Annotated in this window: 26 protein-coding genes; 4 read left to right on the forward strand and 22 right to left on the reverse strand. The window is 34.3% G+C overall.

Annotated features, from left to right (window positions below):
• Nucleotides 1–6: 6 nt before the first annotated feature.
• Genes fabZ through JF76_RS07855 form a run of 9 tightly spaced genes read right to left on the reverse strand, consistent with a single transcriptional unit; the run spans nucleotide 7 to nucleotide 6,513 of the window.
• Nucleotides 7–453 (reverse strand): 3-hydroxyacyl-ACP dehydratase FabZ, encoded by a 447-nt coding sequence (fabZ, locus tag JF76_RS07815; RefSeq protein WP_045928524.1) that lies wholly within the window; start codon nucleotides 451–453, stop codon nucleotides 7–9.
• A gap of 11 nt (nucleotides 454–464) precedes the next feature.
• Nucleotides 465–923 carry an acetyl-CoA carboxylase biotin carboxyl carrier protein gene (gene accB, locus JF76_RS07820; protein WP_045928525.1) on the reverse strand — a complete coding sequence of 153 codons (459 nt, stop codon included), beginning with the start codon at nucleotides 921–923 and terminating at the stop codon, nucleotides 465–467.
• Nucleotides 924–2,156: a beta-ketoacyl-ACP synthase II gene (gene fabF / locus JF76_RS07825; protein WP_045928526.1), complete on the reverse strand. Its 1,233-nt coding sequence runs from the start codon at nucleotides 2,154–2,156 to the stop codon at nucleotides 924–926.
• A gap of 10 nt (nucleotides 2,157–2,166) precedes the next feature.
• A complete protein-coding gene (gene fabG, locus JF76_RS07830; RefSeq protein ID WP_045928527.1) occupies nucleotides 2,167–2,901 on the reverse strand; it encodes a 3-oxoacyl-[acyl-carrier-protein] reductase in 735 nt (244 codons plus the stop codon).
• Nucleotides 2,898–3,848 carry an ACP S-malonyltransferase gene (locus tag JF76_RS07835; protein WP_084600350.1) on the reverse strand — a complete coding sequence of 317 codons (951 nt, stop codon included), beginning with the start codon at nucleotides 3,846–3,848 and terminating at the stop codon, nucleotides 2,898–2,900. The genes fabG and JF76_RS07835 overlap by 4 nt, the downstream gene beginning before the upstream one ends.
• Nucleotides 3,835–4,788 carry an enoyl-[acyl-carrier-protein] reductase FabK gene (gene fabK, locus JF76_RS07840; RefSeq protein WP_045928529.1) on the reverse strand — a complete coding sequence of 318 codons (954 nt, stop codon included), beginning with the start codon at nucleotides 4,786–4,788 and terminating at the stop codon, nucleotides 3,835–3,837. The genes JF76_RS07835 and fabK overlap by 14 nt, the downstream gene beginning before the upstream one ends.
• A gap of 3 nt (nucleotides 4,789–4,791) precedes the next feature.
• A complete protein-coding gene (locus tag JF76_RS07845; protein ID WP_038523954.1) occupies nucleotides 4,792–5,040 on the reverse strand; it encodes an acyl carrier protein in 249 nt (82 codons plus the stop codon).
• A 28-nt stretch (nucleotides 5,041–5,068) separates the two neighbouring features.
• Nucleotides 5,069–6,040 carry a beta-ketoacyl-ACP synthase III gene (locus tag JF76_RS07850; protein WP_045928530.1) on the reverse strand — a complete coding sequence of 324 codons (972 nt, stop codon included), beginning with the start codon at nucleotides 6,038–6,040 and terminating at the stop codon, nucleotides 5,069–5,071.
• Nucleotides 6,040–6,513 (reverse strand): MarR family winged helix-turn-helix transcriptional regulator, encoded by a 474-nt coding sequence (locus JF76_RS07855; protein ID WP_084600351.1) that lies wholly within the window; start codon nucleotides 6,511–6,513, stop codon nucleotides 6,040–6,042. Before JF76_RS07855 ends, JF76_RS07850 begins: the two co-directional genes overlap by 1 nt.
• Before the next feature lie 319 nt (nucleotides 6,514–6,832).
• Between JF76_RS07855 and JF76_RS10000 the strand changes: the two genes are divergently transcribed.
• The gene (locus tag JF76_RS10000) at nucleotides 6,833–7,597 is read left to right on the forward strand and encodes a biotin--[acetyl-CoA-carboxylase] ligase (RefSeq protein ID WP_052697103.1); all 765 of its coding nucleotides are present in this window, start codon (nucleotides 6,833–6,835) and stop codon (nucleotides 7,595–7,597) included.
• 235 nt (nucleotides 7,598–7,832) lie between these two features.
• Here JF76_RS10000 and JF76_RS07865 read toward each other — a convergent pair whose 3' ends face one another.
• Together JF76_RS07865 and JF76_RS07870 are read right to left on the reverse strand one after the other, a co-directional pair.
• Complete coding sequence (locus JF76_RS07865) at nucleotides 7,833–9,245, reverse strand: ATP-binding cassette domain-containing protein (protein ID WP_244267933.1); 1,413 nt, start codon at nucleotides 9,243–9,245, stop codon at nucleotides 7,833–7,835.
• Between the two features lie 948 nt (nucleotides 9,246–10,193).
• A complete protein-coding gene (locus JF76_RS07870; RefSeq protein WP_045928532.1) occupies nucleotides 10,194–11,024 on the reverse strand; it encodes a helix-turn-helix domain-containing protein in 831 nt (276 codons plus the stop codon).
• 178 nt (nucleotides 11,025–11,202) lie between these two features.
• On the opposite strand from JF76_RS07870, the gene JF76_RS07875 reads away from it, so the two are divergent.
• A complete protein-coding gene (locus JF76_RS07875; RefSeq protein WP_045928533.1) occupies nucleotides 11,203–12,561 on the forward strand; it encodes an HD domain-containing protein in 1,359 nt (452 codons plus the stop codon).
• A 172-nt stretch (nucleotides 12,562–12,733) separates the two neighbouring features.
• On the opposite strand, the gene JF76_RS07880 is transcribed toward JF76_RS07875, so the two are convergent.
• From JF76_RS07880 to JF76_RS07900, 5 genes are read right to left on the reverse strand one after another with little or no spacing between them, the layout of a single operon-like run.
• Nucleotides 12,734–13,561, reverse strand: coding sequence for a PTS system mannose/fructose/sorbose family transporter subunit IID (locus JF76_RS07880; protein ID WP_045928534.1), 828 nt, complete (start codon nucleotides 13,559–13,561; stop codon nucleotides 12,734–12,736).
• A complete protein-coding gene (locus JF76_RS07885) occupies nucleotides 13,551–14,354 on the reverse strand; it encodes a PTS mannose/fructose/sorbose/N-acetylgalactosamine transporter subunit IIC (RefSeq protein ID WP_045928535.1) in 804 nt (267 codons plus the stop codon). The genes JF76_RS07880 and JF76_RS07885 overlap by 11 nt, the downstream gene beginning before the upstream one ends.
• A 5-nt stretch (nucleotides 14,355–14,359) precedes the next feature.
• Nucleotides 14,360–14,818, reverse strand: coding sequence for a PTS sugar transporter subunit IIB (locus JF76_RS07890; protein ID WP_045928536.1), 459 nt, complete (start codon nucleotides 14,816–14,818; stop codon nucleotides 14,360–14,362).
• A gap of 22 nt (nucleotides 14,819–14,840) precedes the next feature.
• Nucleotides 14,841–15,275, reverse strand: a complete 435-nt coding sequence (locus tag JF76_RS07895; RefSeq protein WP_045928537.1) for a PTS sugar transporter subunit IIA — start codon at nucleotides 15,273–15,275, stop codon at nucleotides 14,841–14,843.
• Nucleotides 15,276–15,277: 2 nt separating this feature from the next.
• The gene (locus JF76_RS07900; RefSeq protein ID WP_045928538.1) at nucleotides 15,278–16,336 is read right to left on the reverse strand and encodes an SIS domain-containing protein; all 1,059 of its coding nucleotides are present in this window, start codon (nucleotides 16,334–16,336) and stop codon (nucleotides 15,278–15,280) included.
• A gap of 212 nt (nucleotides 16,337–16,548) precedes the next feature.
• On the opposite strand from JF76_RS07900, the gene JF76_RS07905 reads away from it, so the two are divergent.
• A complete protein-coding gene (locus tag JF76_RS07905; RefSeq protein WP_052697105.1) occupies nucleotides 16,549–17,373 on the forward strand; it encodes a MurR/RpiR family transcriptional regulator in 825 nt (274 codons plus the stop codon).
• Between the two features lie 74 nt (nucleotides 17,374–17,447).
• On the opposite strand, the gene JF76_RS07910 is transcribed toward JF76_RS07905, so the two are convergent.
• Genes JF76_RS07910 through JF76_RS07935 form a run of 6 tightly spaced genes read right to left on the reverse strand, consistent with a single transcriptional unit; the run spans nucleotide 17,448 to nucleotide 21,675 of the window.
• A complete protein-coding gene (locus JF76_RS07910) occupies nucleotides 17,448–18,545 on the reverse strand; it encodes an SIS domain-containing protein (RefSeq protein WP_045928539.1) in 1,098 nt (365 codons plus the stop codon).
• 3 nt (nucleotides 18,546–18,548) lie between these two features.
• Nucleotides 18,549–19,181, reverse strand: a complete 633-nt coding sequence (locus tag JF76_RS07915; RefSeq protein ID WP_045928540.1) for a hypothetical protein — start codon at nucleotides 19,179–19,181, stop codon at nucleotides 18,549–18,551.
• Nucleotides 19,182–19,190: 9 nt separating this feature from the next.
• Nucleotides 19,191–20,021: a PTS system mannose/fructose/sorbose family transporter subunit IID gene (locus JF76_RS07920; RefSeq protein WP_045928541.1), complete on the reverse strand. Its 831-nt coding sequence runs from the start codon at nucleotides 20,019–20,021 to the stop codon at nucleotides 19,191–19,193.
• Entirely contained in the window at nucleotides 20,021–20,767 is a 747-nt protein-coding gene (locus JF76_RS07925) for a PTS mannose/fructose/sorbose/N-acetylgalactosamine transporter subunit IIC (RefSeq protein WP_052697106.1), read from the reverse strand. The genes JF76_RS07920 and JF76_RS07925 overlap by 1 nt, the downstream gene beginning before the upstream one ends.
• 19 nt (nucleotides 20,768–20,786) lie before the next feature.
• On the reverse strand, nucleotides 20,787–21,275 hold the full coding sequence (locus tag JF76_RS07930; RefSeq protein WP_045928542.1) for a PTS sugar transporter subunit IIB: 489 nt from the start codon (nucleotides 21,273–21,275) through the stop codon (nucleotides 20,787–20,789).
• Nucleotides 21,268–21,675, reverse strand: a complete 408-nt coding sequence (locus JF76_RS07935) for a PTS sugar transporter subunit IIA (protein ID WP_045928543.1) — start codon at nucleotides 21,673–21,675, stop codon at nucleotides 21,268–21,270. Before JF76_RS07935 ends, JF76_RS07930 begins: the two co-directional genes overlap by 8 nt.
• A 287-nt stretch (nucleotides 21,676–21,962) precedes the next feature.
• Between JF76_RS07935 and JF76_RS07940 the strand changes: the two genes are divergently transcribed.
• A complete protein-coding gene (locus JF76_RS07940) occupies nucleotides 21,963–22,676 on the forward strand; it encodes a GntR family transcriptional regulator (protein WP_045928544.1) in 714 nt (237 codons plus the stop codon).
• The last annotated feature ends 22 nt before the right edge of the window (nucleotides 22,677–22,698 follow it).

Raw genomic sequence — 22,698 nt, forward strand, 5'->3', positions numbered from 1 at the left:
CACACTTTACTGAATTGCAAATATTAACTGAGCAGTACAGGCAACTTTATCTTTAACAGTTGCTTTGGCCTCACCAATCCCGGCATTTCCATGCAGCTTATCCAACTTAACTTCTAAATTCAGAGTATCTCCCGGCTTAACCATTGTTCTAAAGCGAGCATTCTTGATACCACCAAAATAAACAGTTTTTCCTTTAAATTCCGGTAGTGTCAGCAATGCAACTGCACCAGTCTGCGCCAAAGCCTCAGTTATCAAAACACCCGGCATTACCGGATTACCCGGAAAATGTCCCTGAAAATAGCTTTCGTTAATTGTGGTATTTTTTTGAGCAACAGCATATTTTCCAGGCTCATAATCTAAGACCCGATCAATTAACAGCATTGGGAACCGGTGAGGCAAAATAGCCTGAATCTGCAAACTATCTAAAGTGTGTAACTTTTTTGGTTCACTCATATTTGCTTCCTTCATTCTGGAATAACCGTTATCAGTGGTTGATCATATTCAACCACTTGTTCATTTGTAACTAAAATTTTAGCAATAGTCCCTGTAAAATCGCTTTTAATTTCAGTCATCATTTTCATTGCTTCAATAACGCAAACCACATCACCTTTATTGACATGATCACCCGGCTTTTTATATTGAGGTTTTTCTGGACTTGCTTGTAAATAAACTATGCCAACAAGTGGTGCCTTAATTTTTAAAGTTTTCTCCTTGGGTGCAGCTATCTTGCCAAGTGGTTGATGTGCAGTTGCATGCCTCTCTTTAGCAGCTGGTTGACCATTTGACCTTTCTTCACTAATTTCTACTGGTGTAGCTTGACTTTTATCAATCTTAATATGGCCACCTTTAAAGTCTAAATCCAGTTTGGTGATATCACTTTGATTAATTTCTGCGATCAATTTTTCAATTTCTTCAAAAGTCATTTAATCATCCCACCTTTTTAATGCAATCACCGCATTATGTCCACCAAAACCAAATGAATTGCTGATGGCATAATCTATTTTTTGTTGACAATTTTGTTTATTGACCAAATTAACTTTGCACTCGGGGTCTTGCTGGGTTACTCCTACATTTATCGGTAATAATCCTGAATTAAGTGCCAAAATTGTGGCAATAGCTTCAATAGCTCCTGCTGCTCCTAGTAAATGACCCGTCATGCTTTTAGTACTTGAAACTAGCACCTTGCTCTTTTGACCAAAAACCTGATTAATTGCTTTAGACTCAGCCCAATCATTTGCTTTGGTACTTGTCCCATGAGCATTGATATAGCCCACTTGCTCAGGGCTGACCTGAGCTTCATTAAGAGCCAGTTCCATAGCTCTTGCAGCCTGACTACCACTTGGATCAGGAGATGTAATATGGTGTGCATCGGAACTAGTCCCATAACCGACAATTTCACCTAAAATATGTGCGCCACGACTTTGAGCATGTTCTAGCGATTCTAAAACAAGAGAACCTGAACCTTCTCCCATCACAAAACCGTTACGATTTTGATCAAAGGGAATACTTGCTTTTTCAGGATCCGTTGTCGTGGACAATGTTGAAATTGCAGCAAAACCGGCTATTCCACTTTCATTGATTGCAGCTTCTGAGCCACCAGCAATCATGACATCAGCATAGCCATCTTTTATCTGTCTAAAAGCTTCACCGATTGCATTTGTACTCGAAGCACAGGCAGTCACAATTGTGGTACTGATTCCTTGAGCATGATAGCGAATAGAAATATTGCCTGCTGCCATGTTAGCAATTGAAGTCGGAATAAACATTGGCGACACTCGATCCAGACCTTTTTCGTGCCATTTAATGACTTGCTTCTGGATGGTAGTTAGTCCGCCAATTCCTGTGCCCCAAATTACGCCAAAACGTTCACTATTGGTATTTTTTTCATCAATTCCTGCTTGTTCCATGGCTTGTGCAGTTGCATACATCGCGTAGAGTGTGAATGCATCCATGCGTTTAGTATCTTTTTTAGTTAAAAAAAGCAATGGGTCAAAATTGTCCAGTTGCCCAGCCAGAGTGACCCCACTTGAATCAGCATCAAAATAAGTAATTGGCTCAAAACCAACTTTTTGACTATTGAGTCCAGCTTCAAAGCTGGCAACGTCATTACCAATAGGTGTTAAGGCACCCAAACCTGTAACTACTACTCTTGTCATTACTTACTCCTTACTGCATTGTCAATCCGCCGTCTACCGTTATTGTCTGACCAGTAATATAGTCATTTTGGGCTAAAAAAACTGCGGTTTGTGCTATTTCTTCAATTTGTCCCAAACGTTTCAGCGGAATTTCCTTAACTAATTGTTGCTGGATTTTTTCACTAAGGCTTCTAGTCATTTGTGTGTCAATCATTCCTGGAGCAATGGCGTTACAGCGCAAATTGCGTAATGCTGCTTCTTTAGCAACAGATTTAGTTAAACCAATAATTCCTGCTTTACTAGCGGCATAATTAGCCTGACCAATGTTACCTGTTAAGCCAACTACACTCGATAAGTTAATAAAACAGCCTTTTCTTTGCTTATACATCGGTCTCAGTGACTGTTTAGTAACATTAAAGGTGCCAATCAAATTGGTGTTAACTACACTTAGAAAGTCTGCTTTAGACATGCGATTGAGCAGTCCGTCTTTGACAATACCGGCATTATTGACCACAACATCTAGATGTTCAAAATGATTGATAATTTTGGCAATCATTTCTTTCACATCTTCTTCTTTGGTAACATCTGCGCTAATATCCATTACTTCAACATGATCTTTTTCAAACTGGTCGATGACTTCAGAACTAATTGGTTTGCGGGCATTTAAAACTATTTTTGCTCCCTGTTTGGCAAAAGCTTGAGCAATTGCCAGGCCAATACCGCGTGAACTACCAGTGACCAAGACCACACTATCTTTTAACTTCATGAATTAAACTCCTTTAAAGCAGAAATCGTTTCTTGCATATTGGCCACGCTATCTGTTTGATAGGTTGGAACTCCTTTAAGAATCTTTCGCGCAAAAGAAAGCAAAGTTTTACCCGGGCCTAATTCAACAACCGTAGTTATATCTTGGCTGTATTGAGCCAAAGTTTTTGCAAAATAGGTAGTTGAAACTAGCTGCTCCGTCAAAGTCGAAACAAGGTTGCCAGGTGCAAACTCTTTTTGGGTCGTAGTGCTATAAATGGGAAAAGTACCACTATGCCAATCAACTTTTTGCAATTCAGTTTTCAAAGCTCCTTGAATTGATTTCATTAATGGTGTGTGAAAAGCACCGCTTACTTTTAGTGGAAATACACGCGCACCATCTTTTTCAAGTTGTTCACGCAAATTTTGAACTGCATTTTTTTCACCACCAACAACAATTTGATTAGGAGTATTAACATTTGCTATCCCAATCAGACCTTTTTTTTGGGCATCCTTTATGGCTAATTCAACATTTGCTAAAGAACTCTTCATGACTGCCACCATAACTCCTGGATTTTGACTGCTTGCTTGTTGCATAAGTTCACCGCGCTTTTTTATTAAGCGAAGTGCTGACTCAAATTCTAAGTAGTTAGCACAAGCAAGACCGCTATACTCACCCAGGCTAAGTCCGATACCTAATTTTTCAAAATCAGCATTTTCGCTAAGAATTTGGTACAAGCCGTAACTCATTGTCAAAATAGCGGGTTGAGAATAACGCGTTTGTGCCAGCTCATTTGCCTTTTCTGCATCAAATAATAATTCCGCGAGATCTAACTGCAATATATCACTTGCTTTAGCAATGATTTTCCGGTAGTGCGGTTCAGTTTGGTATAAATCATATGTCAGACCGGTTTTTTGAGCCCCCTGACCACTAAATAGTAAACAGATCATTAGCTTATCTTTCCCCATTTAGCAGTTTGTCTGCTTGACTATAAACTTCAGCTAGAATTTCAGCAGCAGGTTGTTCCTTTTTTACCATGCCGGCGATTTCACCTGCCATGAAAGATCCTGTTTCAGAATCGCCTTCAATTACCGCCCTTCGCAAACTACCGGTTCCCAGTTCCTCTAACTTGTCATAATCAGGATGCGGCTTTAACGCCTCTTCCTTTTCAATTCCAATATACGTTTTAGCCATCTTATTTTTTAAAACCCGTGAAGGATGGCCTGCATATTCACCAGTAACTAGGGTACTGGCATCTTTGGCACGTAAAACAGCTTTTTTATAATTAGGATGTATCTTTGATTCAGTTGCTACTAAAAAGCGAGTGCCCATTTGCACGCCCTCAGCACCCAACATGAATGCAGCAGCCATACCGCGACCGTCGCCTATTCCTCCAGCTGCAATTACGGGAATTTTAACTGCATCTACAACTTGTGGTACCAGGGCCATTGTTGTTAATTTTCCGATATGACCACCTGATTCCATCCCTTCGGCCACAACAGCGTCAACACCTACACGTTCCATCATTCTAGCCAAGGCAACGGAACCAACAACTGGGATTACTTTAATACCAGCATCTTTTAACTTTTCTATGTATTTTGCCGGATTGCCAGCTCCAGTAGTCACAACTGCAACACTGTCTTTATTGGCCAAAATAACATTGACAACTTCATCAGCATAAGGTGAAAGCAACATCACATTTACACCAAAAGGCTTTTTGGTTAGTGCTTTTGCTGATTCAATCTCGTCAGCCACAACATTTCCAGGTGCATTGCCCGAACCAATAATTCCTAAGCCACCAGCATTTGAAACAGCAGCTGCCAGTTTGCCATCCGCAACCCAGGCCATGCCTCCTTGAAAAATTGGGTATTTAAGACCCAGTTCTTTCATAAATGGACTTAATTCCATTTGTTAACCTTCTTTCGCTGCCAGTTGTTTTTTAACAAAATCGACTAAATCCTGAACTGTTTCAATGCCCTCTTCACTTTCAATTTTAATGTCAAATTCATCTTCTAATTCATTAATCACTTCAAATACATCCAGACTGTCAGCATTTAAATCGTCTTTTATATTGGATTGAGCTGTGACAGCACTTTCGTCTTCTCCGGTTTGTGCAACAATAATTTCTTTTACTTTGTTAAAAATTTCTTCTTCAGTCATTTGATTTCTCTTTCTTAATAAATTATCTTTAAAAGCTTAAAGCAATGCTGGCAGCCGTCAGACCACCACCAAAGCCACTTAATATTAGTTTTTGATTGCGTTTAATGATGCCAGAATTAACTGCTTCATCCAATAGTATTGGCACACTGGCAGCAGAAGTATTGCCATATTTGGCAATATTTTCCAAAAATTTTTCTTCAGCAATATTTAGATGCTTTGCTATCGCAGATATAATGCGTCCATTTGCCTGATGGAGCAAAAACCACTGCACATCATCCTTTTTCCAGTTTGCTTTTGTTAAAACTCGCCTAATGGAATTGGGTACTTCATGAGTAGCAAAGTCATAAACAGCTCTACCATCCATCTCAAAGTATTTCTTGTGTTTTGCAATCTTATCCGAACTATACGGTGAACATAAAGGTTGGTACCCTGCGGTTAATTTTGCTCCCAATTCTCCAAAAGCTGCCAAATCTTCAGCAACTATTCCTTCTGCTTTAGAACTTTTTTCAACTAACACGCCACCACTGCCATCCCCAAAGAGAACAGCAGTTGAACGCTCTTGCCAATCTATCAACTTTGACAAAACTTCTGCTCCGATAACTAATCCTCGTTGATAGGGTCCAGCTAGCAATTTATCTGCAATTGCCAAAGCATAAATAAAACCAGAACAAGCTGCATTAATATCAAATGCCAATGCTTTGCCAGCGTGCAGTTTCCCCTGCACAATTGCTGCAATTGAAGGTGTCAGATAATCAGGCGACATAGTTGCCACAATAATAAAATCTAGTTGTTCAGGCTTGAGATCAGCTTTTTGTAAAAGCTGTTGAGCAACAGTTAAAGCCAAATCCGAAGTCTGTTCACCTTGAACTACATGTCTTTCTTTAATTCCTGTCCTTGAAGAGATCCATTCATCTGAGGTAGTCATTATCTCTGCTAAATCATCATTGGTAATTACCTTAGGAGGAACATAATGAGCAGTCTGACTAATTCTTAAGCCCATCAATTAACGCTCCTTTTATTATCAATTCGTGGCGGAAATTCAAGAAAAGCACGCAGGTTCAATAGCGCACGTTCGATAATTGCCACCTGTTCATTATCAAAGCCTGCAATAAACTTTTTCACCATATGGCGGTGAAATGAATCGTGCGCCCTATAAATTAAGCGACCCCGACTGGTTAAACCCAGTCGGATTATCCTGCGATCATCTTCACCATTTATTCGTATTACATATCCCTTACGTACCAAGTTATTTACCATAGTTGACAGCGAACCTGCTGTTACCATCAATTCACTTGCTACTTGGGAACTGGTCTTGTGTTCATACATGGTAATCGCGTCGATTGCGTGCAATTCTCTGAGTGAAATGTCTTTAAATTCGCTTTTACGTAATTCGCGTTCTTCAACTTTCATAATATCTGAATAAACTGTGGACAAAAGATTATTGATGCGTTTTAAACTTGTCTCCAATAGCATCACCTCTTACTCAACTATATAATCTGTACAAATAAACTCTTGATACTAATTTATAAATATATATAAAGCTATAATTTAAATTTTTAATTCAAATAATTTCGCTTTATATTAACTAACAGCATCTCCTTTAAATACTTTTATATTCAAAATAAATTATTAGAGTATGATATGGTATTATTTATTAAATGTCAAACTCCTTTTTGCAATATTAGTTTATTTGCGTTATCAAGGCAAGTATTTTTTAAAAAACTCTAAAAATAAATAGTTTGAATATCAAAGTATTTTTACAAATTTAATTAGGTATAAGGATAGATTATTAATGAATAGTTTAAAAAAACAAGAATATCTCAAAATATTGTTGAACAAATTTCAACTAGAAATTAATTGGTGGGAAAGCATCGATTCCACAAACTTGTATGCAAAACAAAAACTAGCTGCTAAGGGATATTCAGGTCCCGTGCTATACGGAAGTGATGAGCAAACTTCCGGCTATGGTAAACAAAGTCGTCACTTTATTTCACAAAAAGGGGGCATTTATCTATCACTAGTTATCGAAGTGCCGCAATTGAACTGGCAGAATCAAGGTTTATTAACTACAGGTATTGCATGGCAACTGTATTTGGCTATTAAAGAGGTATTTCATCTAGATACTCAATTCAAATGGGTGAATGATCTGCTTTTTAAAGGTAAAAAAATAGCTGGTATTTTGGTTGAAGTACCACAGCCCCAAGTTGCCATTATTGGGATTGGCTGCAATCTTTACCAGGATCATTTGCATAATGAATTAAAAACAGCTGGCAACTTACTAACAAAAATCCCTAGTGAAAAGCAAATTTGTCAATTTATCGCACAAATTACAGAAAATTTATTAGAATTTATTCCTCATTTTGATCAAAGCAATTTTTTGCCTAAATACAAAAAGAAGCTGGCACTAATGAATCATGAGGTAGTATTGCGAGTGGGCAAACAAATAATACAAGGAAAGGTGACAGACTTAACGCAACAAGCAAATTTAGTTTTAGAAACTGAAGAGGGTTTGAAAAATTTTAATGCTGGCGAGGTAACAAAAGTGAGAAATTTTTAGCAAACAAAAAAGACGAAACCTCTTCGTCTTTTAAAAATGTATATTGTCTTAAACAGTTATAGCTTTTAATATAACAAACACACCTGCAAATAATGCATTTTACAGGTGCGTTTGAAAAGCTATTACTTTCTCTCTGCCTTATTTAAAGAATCTTTGAAAGCTTCTTTTATTCTTTGAATGGTGCTGAGTCGTTTTAAAGTTGGCCATCTAATTATAAAGACGACTATTTAAAATATTAGACTGTTATGATTTGGTCAAATTTATCTTTATTTTCTTCATGTAACTGGTGACTGACAAACACAACAGTAATTTTGGGTTGATTTAAAAAGTCATTTTCAACTTTAATGGCTCCTGCTTTGTCCAAGCTGCTTGTAGATTCATCAAGCAAAAATAACTTGCGCTTTCTAAGTAATCCACGAGCTAAAGCCAAACGTTGCTTTTGTCCGCCAGATAAACTAGCGCCTCCCTCGCCAACTTGTGTATCTAATTTCCGTGGCAAATTATTTACAAAATTCCATAAATCAGCCTTTTCCAATGCAGATTCTATTTCTTCATCAGTAAAATGCTGGCCTAGCTGCAGATTATAGCGCACAGTATCATTAAAAAGATATGCAGTTTGATCAATGTAAACAACGTTAGACCGTAACGTACTATTATTAATATTTTTAATCTCAGTTTTATCTAATTGGAGATCACCTGTGTAATCTGTCAACCTGCCAGCTAAAATTTTTAACAACGTACTCTTACCACTACCTGATTCACCCTCAACCGCAACTTTTTGACCATAAAGAATAGTAAAATTGAGTGGTTTTTTAAATACTGGTTTATCTGGAAGATATGCAATTTGTAAATTTTTAGCTGTAATATTGATATCAGCAATTTTACTGCCAGCTTGAGCATGAGCTTTAACTGGTTCATCTAATTGGTATTTGCTAAAAATCGGGTTGAGCGCTTGCAACTCAGTCAAAATTGGTGCAATAACAGCAAGTGAATTAAAAACATTAAAAGCAAGTGAAGTGGACGAATTAATTACCCCAATAATTACTTGTTTTTCTAAAATTAATAAACCTGTCCAAGCTTGAATAATTACTTGACTGATAACATTACTGGCGCCAGCTATACTGCCATTAAAAGACCTATATTTTGCTTGTCGAACTTTTGCCCCAATTAATTTATTAACGGCAATAGTAATCCGCTTTTCTATTTGCTGTTCTGCAGTAAAAATATTATAAGTGGCAAAGCCTTGCAGACAGTCATTAATTACATTAACCACCTTTTCATTTTCCTTACTGGTAGTGAAGTTGCTGCTGTCCACTTTCTTTCGCACAAGCTGAGGTAATCCCAAAGTAAAAAGAGTCAAAATTGCTACCAGAGGCAGAAAAGTCCAGTTAAATTTTATCAATGCAATTAGAGAAAAAACAGAATCACCAAAAATTTGTACCATTGAAAATAAATTGGTAAACCCATTTTCTTTAACTAAATTCATATCATTCGTTAGCCATGATGTATAAATTCCAGTATCATTCTTTTCAAACCGTGAAACAGAGTAATTTTCTATGTGTTCAATAATATCCTGACGTAATCTTAAGCTAAGAAACTGTACTGTTTTAACGCTCAATACTTGTTCACTAATTAAAAATACAGTCATCACCAAGAATAATAAAATATTTAATAAAATGTATTTAAAAAAGCCTGAAAATCAAGTTTAATTAAACTATTTAAAATAAAAACATTAATTAGTGAATTAAGAACCCTAAAAGCTGAACAAATTAATTGGAGGATTACCACCAAAGTAACTTTAGTCGGTTCTTGTTTAACATATTTGAACAAACTTTTCATAAAACTTGACCTCAAACTCAACCTTTTATGTTCAGATTCAAAATAAATTTGACCGTTAAAACTACTTGGGTAAAATTTTACCATTAAAATTTAATATTGACTTATTTTTGTAAAAAAATTTTAAGATTTAAAAGGTCCCAAAAGTTTGATACCCTTGAAACCCTCTTTATATTAAAACCACTTATTTTTAGTTTGATTTACTCAATCTTTTTGAAATAGTGCAGAACACAGTAATACGTTTTACAATTTAAGTACACAATATTAGTTCTTTTTGTTTTGTAACTAATTTTTCAAAATATCAGCCATAGTTGGACTAGCAAATTTTGATTAAAGAAGTTTAGTATGATTTTATTACTTTTTGTTTTTTTCATTATACTTAGATAATATGTAACTATTTGTAAGAAATCAGTCTGCAGTGACACGACAATCATAAGATTATAAACTCATTGACATCATTTTATCGACAGGTAGGCTCTCTACAAATAGAGCTTGGATTTAGAAAACTCAGTTATAATACTTTAAAATTCAAGACATTTGAATACGATAACTAAATCTTATTAGAGTTTTTACATAAAAAAATAGGTAAATATAAAAATTTACCTATTTTTTAAATTATTTTGATTTTATTCATCTGCAACAATAATGATTAATCCTCTTACTAGATCCATAATTTTCTCCCTCCCTTCATTAGCTTTCTATTTATATAGTTATTTTATAACTTTTGAATCTACAAATACTTAAGTTTTCATATTTGAAATTATTTATTCATTCTTTTTACTATTGATTTATATCCAGATTCATATAAAATCTCTTTAATTTGTTCTCCTTTTTTCTTATGTCCATTAATTAATTCTCCAAAATAAAGCCCCATAATTTTAGTAAATGCTAGTTCAATATCGTTTGGCAGTCTTTCTAAATATCTTAGCGGTTTATAACATAATTCAATTTTATTTCGTCTGTAACACCAATCTACATAATTTACAATTAACACACTTAAAGCTAACATTAATTTTTTATCAAGATTATCAATTTTTTGGTATCTTCTAAGAATGCTATTCATAAGAAAAGTTGCTTCTTCTAAACTATATATCTGAATAATATTAGCAATCAATATGATTCTATGATATTCATTTTCTTCAGTATCCTTTTGAAAAATGGCCCTCTTCAGTTCATTTTTTTGATTTTTGTTTAGGCTTTTAATTTTATTAATATTATTTGTATTTTTAATTAATTTTGCTTGCACTATAGAAAATTTTATAAAAGCTGTTCTGGGTTTTACTTGTTTTAATTCCACAATAATGTTATTTATTTCATTTTCGTCATTATTATAAGCAGCCCTGACAAATTTATGCATTAACATAGTTACTTTTCTCTTATTATCTTTTTCAAGTTTATAATCTCCAAAAAAATTTTGTGGACTCACATTATGCTTTTGCAAAATGTCTAAAAAGTCATTTACTCCAATATCATTTAGCCCTCTTTCGACCTTCGAGTAAAATGAAACAGAAATAACACCAGCTGCCATTTCTGTTTGGGTCAATCCTAATTCTTGACGTAAACTTTTTAATTTTTTACCTATATAGTTCATTTAATCTCCTATCTTTTTATGCTATATATGACTTCATAATTATGAGCACATTTGATAAAGCTGGCAAAACTTATTATTTAATTTTAATAAAATAAGCTAAAAGAACAAATGATGTTAAACTAAAGAGTCTAAGTTTGTTATAATTTAAGTTATTAATAACAGCTTTAGGGGATTCGACATGCCAAATTTTCATAACACTAAACTTAAAAAAGAAGTAGTTTTAAGAGATCCAGTTCACGAATACATCCACATTGAAGACAAAGTTATACTTGATATCCTGAAAACCAAGGAATTTCAAAGAATGCGCAGGATTAAGCAACTTGGTCCTATTGCCTATGTTTTTCCAGGTGCAACGCATACTAGATTCGAGCATAATCTAGGAGTTTATGAATTGACCCGCAGAATTTGTAATATTTTTGCAAAAAAATACCCATCGCAACGTTCAGGCGATGGACTTTGGGATGATAGCAACAGGCTTTTAGTAGAATGTGCTGGTCTCTTACATGATATTGGACATGGTCCGTATTCACATACCTTTGAACACCTTTTTGGCACTAATCATGAAAAAATTGGGCAAAAGATTATCACTGACGCCAGTACCGAAGTTAACCAAGTCTTGCAAACAGTTTCACCGAATTTTCCGAGTCTTGTAGCAAGTGTTATTGCCAAAACTTATCCCAATCCACAAGTAGTCAAAATGATCTCTAGTCAAGCAGACGCTGACAGAATGGACTACCTGCAGCGCGATGCCTATTTCACCGGGGTTACTTATGGGAAATTCGATTTATCCAGGATTTTGCAAGAAATTCGTCCATACAGTGAGGGAATTTGTTTTACTATGGCAGGAATGCATGCCGTTGAAGATTACATTGTTTCTCGTTATCAAATGTATCAACAGGTTTATTTCCACAGAGTCGGGCGCTCAATGGAAGTTATTTTGCAGCATTTACTTGAAAGAGCGAAAATCATTTACAAGCAAGGTAATTTGCCGGTAACTCCTAGTTTAGCAAAATTTCTGGCTAATGACTGGACACTTGATGATTACTTGAAGCTAGATGATGGCGTAATGGAAACCAATTTTTCAATGTGGACAAAAGCTAATGATCCGATTCTCTCCGATTTAGCAATGCGTTATCTCTTCAGAAAGCCTTTAGCCAGTGTGTGTATCAATCAAGAAACTAAAAATCTGTTGCCAAAATTAAAAGATTTAATCAAACAAGCTGGGTTTGATCCAAATTATTACACTGATACCAATTCAGCTTTCGATGAACCTTATGATGCTTATAAGCCAACTGGTAAAAATGCTAACAGTCAAATTGAAATCATGCAAGACGATGGACAATTAATCGAATTATCACATTTAAGCCCTCTTGTACGTTCATTGAATGGGACACTGCAAGGTGATGAACGCTTTTTCTTCCCTAAAATTATGATGTCAAATAGTGATGAGCCCCAAATTTTTGATCCGTTATATCAAAAATTTCAGCGCTATGTTAAAAATGGTACCTTAAGGTACTTGAGAAAGCCAAAAAAATAAAATAAATTATTAGACATGAAAACCCCGAATTGTTCAATTCGGGGTTTATATTGATTAAAAAAGGTTTCCAATTCTGATGTGCCCCCAAAAGTTGGACAACTCTTAGGGCACAGTACATAACTAATTTTTTACAATTCTATGACTCAATTTTTAAAATGATATCTTTTGTTAATCAGCCTAGAACTTTAAAATAAGCTCCTGCAATGCTGACTAACAGCATAATTAACATGATCCATAGGGGATTTAATTTCTTTTTTAGTAGCCAATAAGTTAAGCCAAAAACAATCAACACTGAAATACCAGGAAAAATGCCATCAAGTAGTGACTGAACAGTTGATCCACCAGCTTTAGTGCTACCTATTTTAGAAACAAACTTAACTTTTACCATATCCATGGTCATAGCGCCAACAACTATCATACCTACTATTGAAGCATATTTCGTAAGTTTTCCCATTAGACCAGATTGCTCAACTTCAGAAATTACGTTAGTTCCTAAACCATATCCTAAAAAAGTTCCATAGTATCTAAACAAGTAATGTACTGAATTAAAAATTAGAAAGAAGAGAATTGGTCCTAAAACATTTCCTTGTAAAGCCAAAGGTAAACTTATTCCAGTAGCTATAACACGAACTGTTCCCCAGAAAAAGCTGTCACCAATTCCACTAAGAGGACCCATTAATGCGGTTTTGACGTTTGAAATTGAGCTTTCATCAAAGTCTGAATTCAGTGAGTTTTCTTCTTCCATTGCTGCTGCAATTCCCATAGGAAAAGTTGATATATATTGCGTTACATTATATAGTTCCAGATGGCGTGTTAAAGCTTGAGAAAAATCCTTTTTCTTCGGGTATAATTTTTTCAATAGAGGCATTAGTGCCCATGCAAAGCCTACATTTGCCATTCTCTCATAATTCCAAGAATGGTTTAATGGTATACTTCTCCAAAAGATTTTTTGCAAATCATTCTTTTTAACTATTCTATTATATTGTGGTTTAAAATTCATCAAATCCGTCACCATCCGTTTCTGAACTGCTTACTTTACTAGATAGATTCTCTTCATTCTCTGGGATGTAAAATAACATGAATGCAACTATAATGAATGAAAATATTGCAACTTCCGTTACAGTAAACTTTGTAAAGGCAATAATGAAAAATCCAAAGAAGAAAAACAACAGATTTTTCTTGTTTACAATCATTTTCAGAAGCATTGCAAAACCTAATGCAGGTAGTATTCCTGCCGCTATATTCATACCTGATTGTACAAAATCAGGTATGAAATTCAGCATCTTCTCAACTGCGCCCGAACCAAAATAAAAAGCTAAAGGTATAAAAACCAGACCTGGCCAGCTTTGGGCCCATCCTGAAATTAACATGTCTACTGTAAATTTCCGCGTATTTGCCTGTGCCGCATCTCTATCACATTTGTGAATAAAAATCAGCATTACTGGTTGACCCAATGCTGTATTCAACGCCAACATCACGGTTGCAATTGGAATACCCATAGTTAGCGCGGCACCTACACTTGCATGACTTTGAATTGCCAGGGCAACTCCTAATACTGTACCGGCAACAGGATCTGGGGGATTATAAGCGCCAACTGAAATTGAACCAATCATAGCCAATTCAAGGGTTGCCCCCATAATTATTCCTGAAGTGAGATCTCCCATTGCTAATCCTACTAATGGACCAAGTACAATCGGTCTTTGAACATAACTAGTACCCAAAAACCATTCGCTATATCCCAAAAAGGTTAACAAAAAAATTAATATTGTTTTTACAATCAACTCTATCCCCATCCACTCTATTTAAATTGATGTTTTGTATCATCAGGTATCATTTGTGAAAAAATATTTGTTCCCTTATTCTTCATGTCTTTTAAGATTTTTGTTTCTTCATCATTTAAATAAACACTATTGCTAAACTTCATCGTGCCTTTTCTAAAAGGTACGTTTCCTAAATTCAAACTATTAAATCCAGTTGACTCAATAATTTTTTCCGCTATTTTAACAGTTTCACAAATAATTAATAGTGAATACTTATCCGTTTTTCCACTTTTCAGTTGAGCAATTGCTTCAGAAGTTGATTTAGCTACAACCTTTACCCCACTGGGTTTCGCTAAAGATATACTCTGCATTCTGATTTTATCTTTCTTCAAAGTTTCACTAACTAATAAAATTGCGTTTATACCTAGGCTTGATGTCCAAGAAACAGCCACCTGACCATGCAGTAAACGGTAATCTACTCTAACCATTTGTATCATTACATATCAGCTCCTTTGTGTTTCAAAATTCGTCTAGCTCATTTGAACCATTTTGGTTATCCAAAGCATTGCAATAAATTATTCCCTTTTGTGCTTCACTAACAGATATTTTTATTTCATTATCTATTTCTTTTCCTTTAACATTTACTATCAAAGACAAAATTAGTGGCAAATTGACACCGCAAATCAGGTGAATTCTGGCATCACTCTTAGTTAATTCTAAAAGATGGTTATTCACGCTGCCGCCAAAAATATCAGTAGTAATAATTATATAATCAGCCATAGAGTTTGAAATATAGTCATCAATCTTATTTTCAAAATCAAGGCAATGATTCACATAAGCAGTAAAGCAAGTTATATTTTTTTGCTTACCTGCAATAAATTCTATTGTAGATAATAAACCTGTAGCCAACTTGCTATGAGTAGCTATTACATATTCAATTTTGGGATCATTCATGTTTAATTACCCTGACTACCCATTTTTTGATGAAAATCTGGATCTTTTGGTATACAAGGATCAATGCCATTTTCCCCGGGTACTAAAGCAGCTATGACTTGAAACAGAATAGGATAAATAAATGTCTCAAATTGTCTTGGAACTTTAATATCATAACCAAACTTTTGCTGGTCACTAATATTAGAGCCATCAACAATGTATATTTTATTAGTCCACTCACTCAAAATTTTTATAATTCGGTTTAACTTGCCTTCTGAACCGTTATCAATGAAGAAAAGCGTTGATTGACTATTTATCGCATTGTAAACACCATGTATAAATTCATTAAATTCATATCCAGTTATTGGTAACCGACACGCCTCTAGAATTTTTAAAGTAGATTCTAATACATCCCCATATAATGATGCAGGACCACTAATTCTGATATCATGTGCATGTGCTAGATCCTTTTTATTTTCTTCTACCCAATTAATTGCTCTTTTCAATGAGTTTGGGAATTGCTTTAATGTAGTTTTCAGTTCCTTAACATCTTCATCAAAATCACTTCTAGATATATGACCATTATCTATGCCAATATATTCTGACAGTAAAAGCAAATTTAATTTTGTAGTGTAATAGCCTTTAGTTTTTGGACCTACGGTTTCCTTTCCCACTGCGACAGTTAGCTTTTCGTCGGCGACTTTATTGATATAAGCATCTTCGGTTCCTGACATTGACGCTATAATACAGCCATGTTTTTTAGCCATATTCATTGCATTAAAAGTTGTCAAGCTGCCTCCCTCTTGGGAAACTCCTATAAATAAAGTGTGTGAATTATCTTTTTGTGCATTAAATATTTCATCTGTTAACTTAAATGGGTAATATGCATCAACCGGCAGACCACTTTTTTGTCTCATTAATTGCTGCATTTGTTCTCCAGAATGATAACTGGTACCTGAGCCAGTAATCATTATCTTTTTTATTTTACGAGAAACGACATGTTCAAATAATTTTTGACTATCATCTAAAAGTTTTAATAATTGTTCTGGTGTTTCTTCTAAATTTTCAATAATACCATTCATACTTCTTATTCCTTTCGTAAAAACCGTAATGTTTTATAAGATCTTGAGTACTCATCATTAAAGTTTTCAGTTGCAACCTTCATGTTTACTTTATAATATAAGCTAAACGGTTGAAAGCGTTTTATGAAAATTGGAACTTTGTTTTCAATAATCTTTTGATACTGAAGCATTTATTGAAACTTTGTTACGTTGTTGAACGGAGGATTAATACTATGGAGTCTTTAGAAGATTTAGTTCGGATTAAAAATACAACTAATAATGAAGAAGAAATTATCAAATTTATAATTGAAAAGCCAGAACAAGTAATTAATATGTCCATTTACAATCTAGCCCAGGCAACACATACATCTACCTCATCAATTATCAGGTTCTGCAAAAAGTGCAATTACAAAGGCTTTAAGGACTTTAAAATTAGCCTAATTCAATGCATAGATAAAGAAATCAACGATATAAATAACATTGATGTTAATATGCCGTTTAGAAAAAATGATACTGACCTGGTAATAGCAAAAAAAATAAGCCAACTTTCTATTGAAACCATCAAAGCAACCTTTAATTTGCTCTCTTCTTCTAAATTACAAACTGCAGTTGATCAGATTATTAATGCAAACAGTGTTTTTGCAGTTGGTGTTGGTGATAACTATATTCGTTTGTGTGATTTTAAAACCAAGCTGCTGTTAATAAATTTTTATATCAAAATGACACAGTTAGAAGATGACCAAATTAGGCTAACAAATCTCTCAACTAAAAAAGACGTAGCTATCATATTATCGTATAGCGGCGAAACAAAAAAAGTTTTAGAATGTGCACAAAAATTTTTCCTTAACAGAACTCCAATTATAGCAATTACAAGTAATGAACATAGTCATTTGGCGTCCTTAGCCGATCAAATTTTTTTAATTCCTAATAAAGAGAATAGTAAAGTCAGCTTTTCCAATTTTTCTTCACATGTTTCAATCGAATACATTTTAAATACTATCTATTCCTGTATGTTCAGTAGAAATTATCTAGCTAACTGTAAATACACACAAAACTAAGCGAAATATAACACAATAAAAAAGGATTCAACTGAAGTTGAATCCTTTTATTAAGTGTTAAAAACACTTTATACCTAAACGTTCATGTGACCCGAAATTGAATTATCTGTTACTGGACTAACACTTGTATCTATCCCAACTTTCTCAGAAAGCTTAGCAGACAAAACTTGGAATGGCACTACATAAATGATTGGAGATAATAGTGGAGAAGTTTTAACGCTTAATTTTAAATCTCTCCTGGTAGTTTCAAAATCTTCACCTGAAACAACGAAGACATGCTTAGTATACGCACGGCGATAATACGCTGCTATATCAATCATCCGTTTAAATTCTGATCCCTTGTTACCTCCAATAAGAAAAATAAAGTTATCATCATGATAAGCACGAAGCGGACCATGAAGTTGTTCTTCCTGCTCATATGCACTTGTGGGACGACCAAAAGTTTCAAAAAACTTCAAGCGAGCCTCAAGCGCTGTCGGGAAGTTATAACCGAATCCTGCAATTGAAGCCTTTTGCATTTCAACAAGCTCTTCTTGCTGCTTTTCATACCAAGCTACACTTTCGTTAACAACAGTTGGAAAATTATTTACCAATTCCTGTGCGTCGTTAAAAAGTTGATCATATTTTTCTTTTCCAATTAAACGAGATTGGTATGCAATCTCAACAGCTAACATATAAAACTGAAGTAAAGTTTCTGTATAGCCTCTTGTTTCCGGTCCGATTTGTTCTTCTTCACAAACAAGATGAACGTAATGGTCAGCAATTTTTGTAATTGCTGATCCTAATTGTTCTGAAACTCCTAGTGTTGAAAAACCACATTTTTCTGCATGTTGTAATGCTCCGCAAGTAGAAATACTGTCACCGTGCTGAGACAATCCTACGACTAACACCTGATTATTTCTAAAAACACTGCTGGGATTTATACTTTCGGAATAAGTAAAAACTGTTGGTTCGACTGCTACGCCTTCAACTTTAAGAAGTTTAACAAAAATGTTGCGTATTACTCGCATAGCATTATATGAAGTACCAGAGCCAGTAAAGATGACTTTTTTAAAATTATTTTTTAGCCAAAAATCAATAAAGTCTTGACCATAATCTTTTCGTTCATCGATAGCTCTTTGTAAAACTCTCGCTGTATCTTTGATATGTCCCATCATTGTTAATTTAGTCATATTCTAAAATTCCTCCAATTTAATTGTTTTATTTGCAACCTTTTTCATTTCTAATAAATATTCTTTGACTTGCTTATTTAATCCCAGAGACTCACTTGCCTTAATTAAGCGATCATAAATTATTAACTTCTGTTGTGGTTCGTTAGCAACTTTGAGCTGATTATTTAATTCTGCCAGTAAATTTTGATCTGGTTCAAGGTAAACTCTATGTAATTGATCTATTTCTTTCTTTATTTCTGCTGTCTTACAATTTACTTTCAAATAGTTTTCCAATTTAAGTATGGATTCCTGATCGCTTTTTTCTAAGAAAAGAACATAACTGCGCATTAATCGAATTAATAAGTTATTATTCTTAGTTAAATCAGAAGGCTTTTTGATAAATTTTGATACAATCTTTTTAACATTTGCTATATCTCCATACGTCAAGAAATAATCTAACTTTAGAAGTTCACGTGATCTAGCGGATAAGCAAATTTTCGCTACTGGAGCTTCAAGCAATTGAAAATATTTGCTTTTTTGTCCTTTTCTTTCAAAAGACAATAACTTGGTAAACATTTTTTTACGTAATCTGGTTTCGGAAAGCCAGCCAAGTATAAAGACTGCAAATAGCAGCAATGCGATCAATATATTTTTCATGATTTGCTTTTATAATAAACCAACTGAAACTGCTAAAATTCCCAAGATAATTAACCCTATTAAGATCACTGTTCCGTTAACTTTCTTCTGCAATAATCCGTAGCAACCAAAGGTTAGCAATAATGGCAGTAAATCGGGCATTAGAGAATCTAAAGTTTTTTGTAAACCGATTTTAGTCCCGCCAAATTTCATAACTAACGGTACTTTGATAATTACCATTGAAGCAACCATCGCTCCAACAACCACTAGACCTAAAATTTTCGCTGCCTCTGTTAATTTTTGCAGGGTGCCACTTTCACTTGCTTCTGCAAGGAATTTGTTACCACCTTCATAAGCTAATTTAAATCCGAACCAGCGAAGCAATTCACTTGGTATTACGTTGATTAAGAAATAAAGAATTGGACCTAAAATACTCCCTTTAATTGCAAGAGGTGCTCCTACACCAACGGCAATTACCCGAAGAGTTCCCCAAAACATTGAGTCACCAATTCCGGCTAAAGGACCCATCAAAGCAGTTTTAACAGAATTAATTGAACTAGCGTCAAAATCTTCAGAATTGGCATTCTGTTCTTCCATAGCACAACTTATTCCCAAAATTAAGGGAGAAGTCGAAGTTGAGCAATTGAAAAATTCTAAGTGCCTTTTAAAACCTTTTTGCATTTCGTCTTCATTATCGCCATATAGTCTTTTAATAACTGGGGTCATTGCCCAAGCATAGCCCAGAGACATTTGCCTTTCATAATTAAAAGAACCAAGAAGCTGATAATGACGCCACATAACTTTGCGTAAATCCTTTTTAGTTAATTTCTTTTCTGGTTTTTGCGTTACTGAATTATCCATTACAGTAAGTCCTCCTCATTATTTTCACTAGGTTTGAATTGATAGTAAACATAGGCAATTATCAACCCGAATAAAGCTATACCAATCATTGGTACTTTCAAAAATGCTACCAAGCCAAATCCTAGGAAAAGAAATGGTGCATACTTTTTGTCATATGTAAGTTGCATTAACATAGCAATACCCAATGCTGGAAGTAAGTTCCCTGACTGAGTTAAACCGTCTTGAATTACTTTAGGAATTGAACGCACAATGACCTTAATAACCGGTGCACCAACTAAATAGCCAACAATTATTGGTACAAATTTAGATAAGAACAACATAGCTGTTCCTGACCATTGTCCAATTGCAATTCCTTTCCAATTTTTCTTTTCTATTTGTCTGTCAGCATAATGTGTGAAAATTGCATTAAAACTACCTATTGCAATGGCAATAATCTGTGCAATTAATGCAATTGGGATAGCCAGAGTCAATGTTGTTTGCCAGTTCGTACCTGTCTTTATTGCCAAAGCTGTAGCTAAAGCTGAACCAACTACAACATCCGGCGGAGTTGTAGTTCCAATTCCAACCAGTCCCATCCACACTAGCTCAAGTTGTCCTCCTAAAATTAAACCAGTGGTAAAGTCCCCCATAACTAATCCAACAATAGGACCTATTATGATTGGCCTATCCAACATATGCTGACCGCCAAGGCGACTCTCCATATAAACAGTTGCTCCTACCAGAGCAACTAAAAATGCTTGTATCATAATCTTCTTCCTCTTTAAATTATTTATTAAAAGCTTTTGCAATACCTGAGTAATTTAAACTCTCAGCAGTGGGAGTTACCTGTGCAAAAACTTCTACTCCTTGATCGTTCAATTGCTTGGCATATTTAAATTCTTCTGCAGTCATTTTTATCTGTGGCAAAACAGAAACTGCATTTTCATAGTGAATTCCAGCTGTTCCAATATTTACTTTATTGATTCCAGAAACCTGCTGTTTCAATTCAAATGCGTCTTGTACATTGATTGTTACAACAAAGATTTTTTTATTGGCGTATTTAGAACTATTTAAAATTTTGGCAGAAGTTTTTAAGTCTTTAATTCCTAAAGTAACACCAGCAGGTTTAGCAAGTTTCATTGTCATCTTGGTCATCGCATCATTTGCTGCATGGTCGTTAGCCACTAATAAAATATCTGGATGCAATTGATTCGTCCAAGATACTGCAACTAGACCATGAACAAGCCGATCATCAGCTCTCAACAAACTAATCATCTAGGTCATCCCCTTTTAATAAATCATTTATAAAGACAATTTGGTTACGTGCCTGATCCACAGCTGTTTTAATAGTCTCATCAGATATTTTATTATCTGTATTCATTACTAATTCCAACACTAGTGAAAGGTTAATGCCACTAACCACTTTACAGTCATAATCTTTTATTAAATTGAGCGCTTCTTTATTAACACTTCCTCCCAGCATATCAGTCAAAATTATTACTTGCTCTGATTTAAATTTATCCAATAAACTTTTTAATTCTTCTGCAAAATTTTTTTGTTCATCAACATATGCGTTAATAAAATGAACGTTAGTAATTGTGCTATTAAAGAAATTAATTGAATTCTTATAGCCATCAGCTAAATAACTATGAGTAGCTATGATAAATTGACTCATTTACATTCTTCCTTTCACTTTTTTGATTAAAATGTTAGCGTAAACATTAAAACTATGTTAAATATACTACTGTATATACATTTTTACAAGTACTTTTTTATAATTTTTGTTTATAAGCCTTTAAAAATAAGATTATTTCAAAGAAAAATATTTATACCTTTATTAGTTTATTTAAGGTATATACATTTAAGCAAAAATATTTTTTATTTTGCTAAAAACTATACAAATTATCTATAATTAATATTAGAAAAATAAATTCAAAAATATAAATTACTAAGGATAAACAAGTGAAATCTAAATATGAAAAAGTAGAAGACTACTTCATAGAAAAAATTAATAGGGGTACGCTTAAATCTGGAGACAAGTTGCCACCTGAAATACAAATTAGTAAGAAATACGGCTATAGCAGAATGACCGTTAACAAAGCAATGAAAAATTTAGAAAAACAGGGATACGTTACTCGAATCGCTGGACGAGGAACATTTGTAAAAGAAAAAAGTGTTTTACGTCTGCTTACGGATAACATCAGCCTTAGTGATATCATTAAGCAACAAAGAATGACTCCTGGTTCGACCCTGCTTTCTTATAGCTTAGCTGATGCTAGCGAAGTGCCTTCGGCAGGGGAATTTTCAACACCGATTGATAAATTTCATCATACTGAAAGATTAAGAACTGGTGATAACAAACCAATTGCTCTAACTCAGGATTTTATTTGTGCAAATCTCATTAAGAATATAGATTTAAATCTTATAACTGGTTCTCTATATTCATATTTAAAGAAATTAAAATTACCGGTAATCCAAAATTTTGTTGAAATCAAAGCTGTCAAGGCAACCAAAAAACAACAAAAATTACTGAATTTAGATGTTGATTTCTTATTAATGACATTGGCAAATACAGATACTATTACCTCACAAGATCAACGAGTACCGCTTGGAGTTTTTATTTCTTATTACAATCCAGATCTTTATACGTACCGCTTTAATGAAGCTCAACAATAAAAGTGCTTAACTTTACGACTAT

The organism is Lactobacillus kullabergensis (genome assembly GCF_000967195.1).
Taxonomy (GTDB): domain Bacteria; phylum Bacillota; class Bacilli; order Lactobacillales; family Lactobacillaceae; genus Lactobacillus; species Lactobacillus kullabergensis.

What these genes read in the sequence shown, in the direction of transcription:
- fabZ (WP_045928524.1), bottom strand. Translation starts at nt 453, where the DNA reads ATGAGTGAACCAAAAAAGTTACACACTTTAGATAGTTTGCAGATTCAG.
- accB (WP_045928525.1), bottom strand. Translation starts at nt 923, where the DNA reads ATGACTTTTGAAGAAATTGAAAAATTGATCGCAGAAATTAATCAAAGT.
- fabF (WP_045928526.1), bottom strand. Translation starts at nt 2,156, where the DNA reads ATGACAAGAGTAGTAGTTACAGGTTTGGGTGCCTTAACACCTATTGGT.
- fabG (WP_045928527.1), bottom strand. Translation starts at nt 2,901, where the DNA reads ATGAAGTTAAAAGATAGTGTGGTCTTGGTCACTGGTAGTTCACGCGGT.
- JF76_RS07835 (WP_084600350.1), bottom strand. Translation starts at nt 3,848, where the DNA reads ATGGGGAAAGATAAGCTAATGATCTGTTTACTATTTAGTGGTCAGGGG.
- fabK (WP_045928529.1), bottom strand. Translation starts at nt 4,788, where the DNA reads ATGGAATTAAGTCCATTTATGAAAGAACTGGGTCTTAAATACCCAATT.
- JF76_RS07845 (WP_038523954.1), bottom strand. Translation starts at nt 5,040, where the DNA reads ATGACTGAAGAAGAAATTTTTAACAAAGTAAAAGAAATTATTGTTGCA.
- JF76_RS07850 (WP_045928530.1), bottom strand. Translation starts at nt 6,040, where the DNA reads ATGGGCTTAAGAATTAGTCAGACTGCTCATTATGTTCCTCCTAAGGTA.
- JF76_RS07855 (WP_084600351.1), bottom strand. Translation starts at nt 6,513, where the DNA reads ATGCTATTGGAGACAAGTTTAAAACGCATCAATAATCTTTTGTCCACA.
- JF76_RS10000 (WP_052697103.1), top strand. Translation starts at nt 6,833, where the DNA reads ATGAATAGTTTAAAAAAACAAGAATATCTCAAAATATTGTTGAACAAA.
- JF76_RS07865 (WP_244267933.1), bottom strand. Translation starts at nt 9,245, where the DNA reads ATGACTGTATTTTTAATTAGTGAACAAGTATTGAGCGTTAAAACAGTA.
- JF76_RS07870 (WP_045928532.1), bottom strand. Translation starts at nt 11,024, where the DNA reads ATGAACTATATAGGTAAAAAATTAAAAAGTTTACGTCAAGAATTAGGA.
- JF76_RS07875 (WP_045928533.1), top strand. Translation starts at nt 11,203, where the DNA reads ATGCCAAATTTTCATAACACTAAACTTAAAAAAGAAGTAGTTTTAAGA.
- JF76_RS07880 (WP_045928534.1), bottom strand. Translation starts at nt 13,561, where the DNA reads ATGAATTTTAAACCACAATATAATAGAATAGTTAAAAAGAATGATTTG.
- JF76_RS07885 (WP_045928535.1), bottom strand. Translation starts at nt 14,354, where the DNA reads ATGGGGATAGAGTTGATTGTAAAAACAATATTAATTTTTTTGTTAACC.
- JF76_RS07890 (WP_045928536.1), bottom strand. Translation starts at nt 14,818, where the DNA reads ATGATACAAATGGTTAGAGTAGATTACCGTTTACTGCATGGTCAGGTG.
- JF76_RS07895 (WP_045928537.1), bottom strand. Translation starts at nt 15,275, where the DNA reads ATGAATGATCCCAAAATTGAATATGTAATAGCTACTCATAGCAAGTTG.
- JF76_RS07900 (WP_045928538.1), bottom strand. Translation starts at nt 16,336, where the DNA reads ATGAATGGTATTATTGAAAATTTAGAAGAAACACCAGAACAATTATTA.
- JF76_RS07905 (WP_052697105.1), top strand. Translation starts at nt 16,549, where the DNA reads ATGGAGTCTTTAGAAGATTTAGTTCGGATTAAAAATACAACTAATAAT.
- JF76_RS07910 (WP_045928539.1), bottom strand. Translation starts at nt 18,545, where the DNA reads ATGACTAAATTAACAATGATGGGACATATCAAAGATACAGCGAGAGTT.
- JF76_RS07915 (WP_045928540.1), bottom strand. Translation starts at nt 19,181, where the DNA reads ATGAAAAATATATTGATCGCATTGCTGCTATTTGCAGTCTTTATACTT.
- JF76_RS07920 (WP_045928541.1), bottom strand. Translation starts at nt 20,021, where the DNA reads ATGGATAATTCAGTAACGCAAAAACCAGAAAAGAAATTAACTAAAAAG.
- JF76_RS07925 (WP_052697106.1), bottom strand. Translation starts at nt 20,767, where the DNA reads ATGATACAAGCATTTTTAGTTGCTCTGGTAGGAGCAACTGTTTATATG.
- JF76_RS07930 (WP_045928542.1), bottom strand. Translation starts at nt 21,275, where the DNA reads ATGATTAGTTTGTTGAGAGCTGATGATCGGCTTGTTCATGGTCTAGTT.
- JF76_RS07935 (WP_045928543.1), bottom strand. Translation starts at nt 21,675, where the DNA reads ATGAGTCAATTTATCATAGCTACTCATAGTTATTTAGCTGATGGCTAT.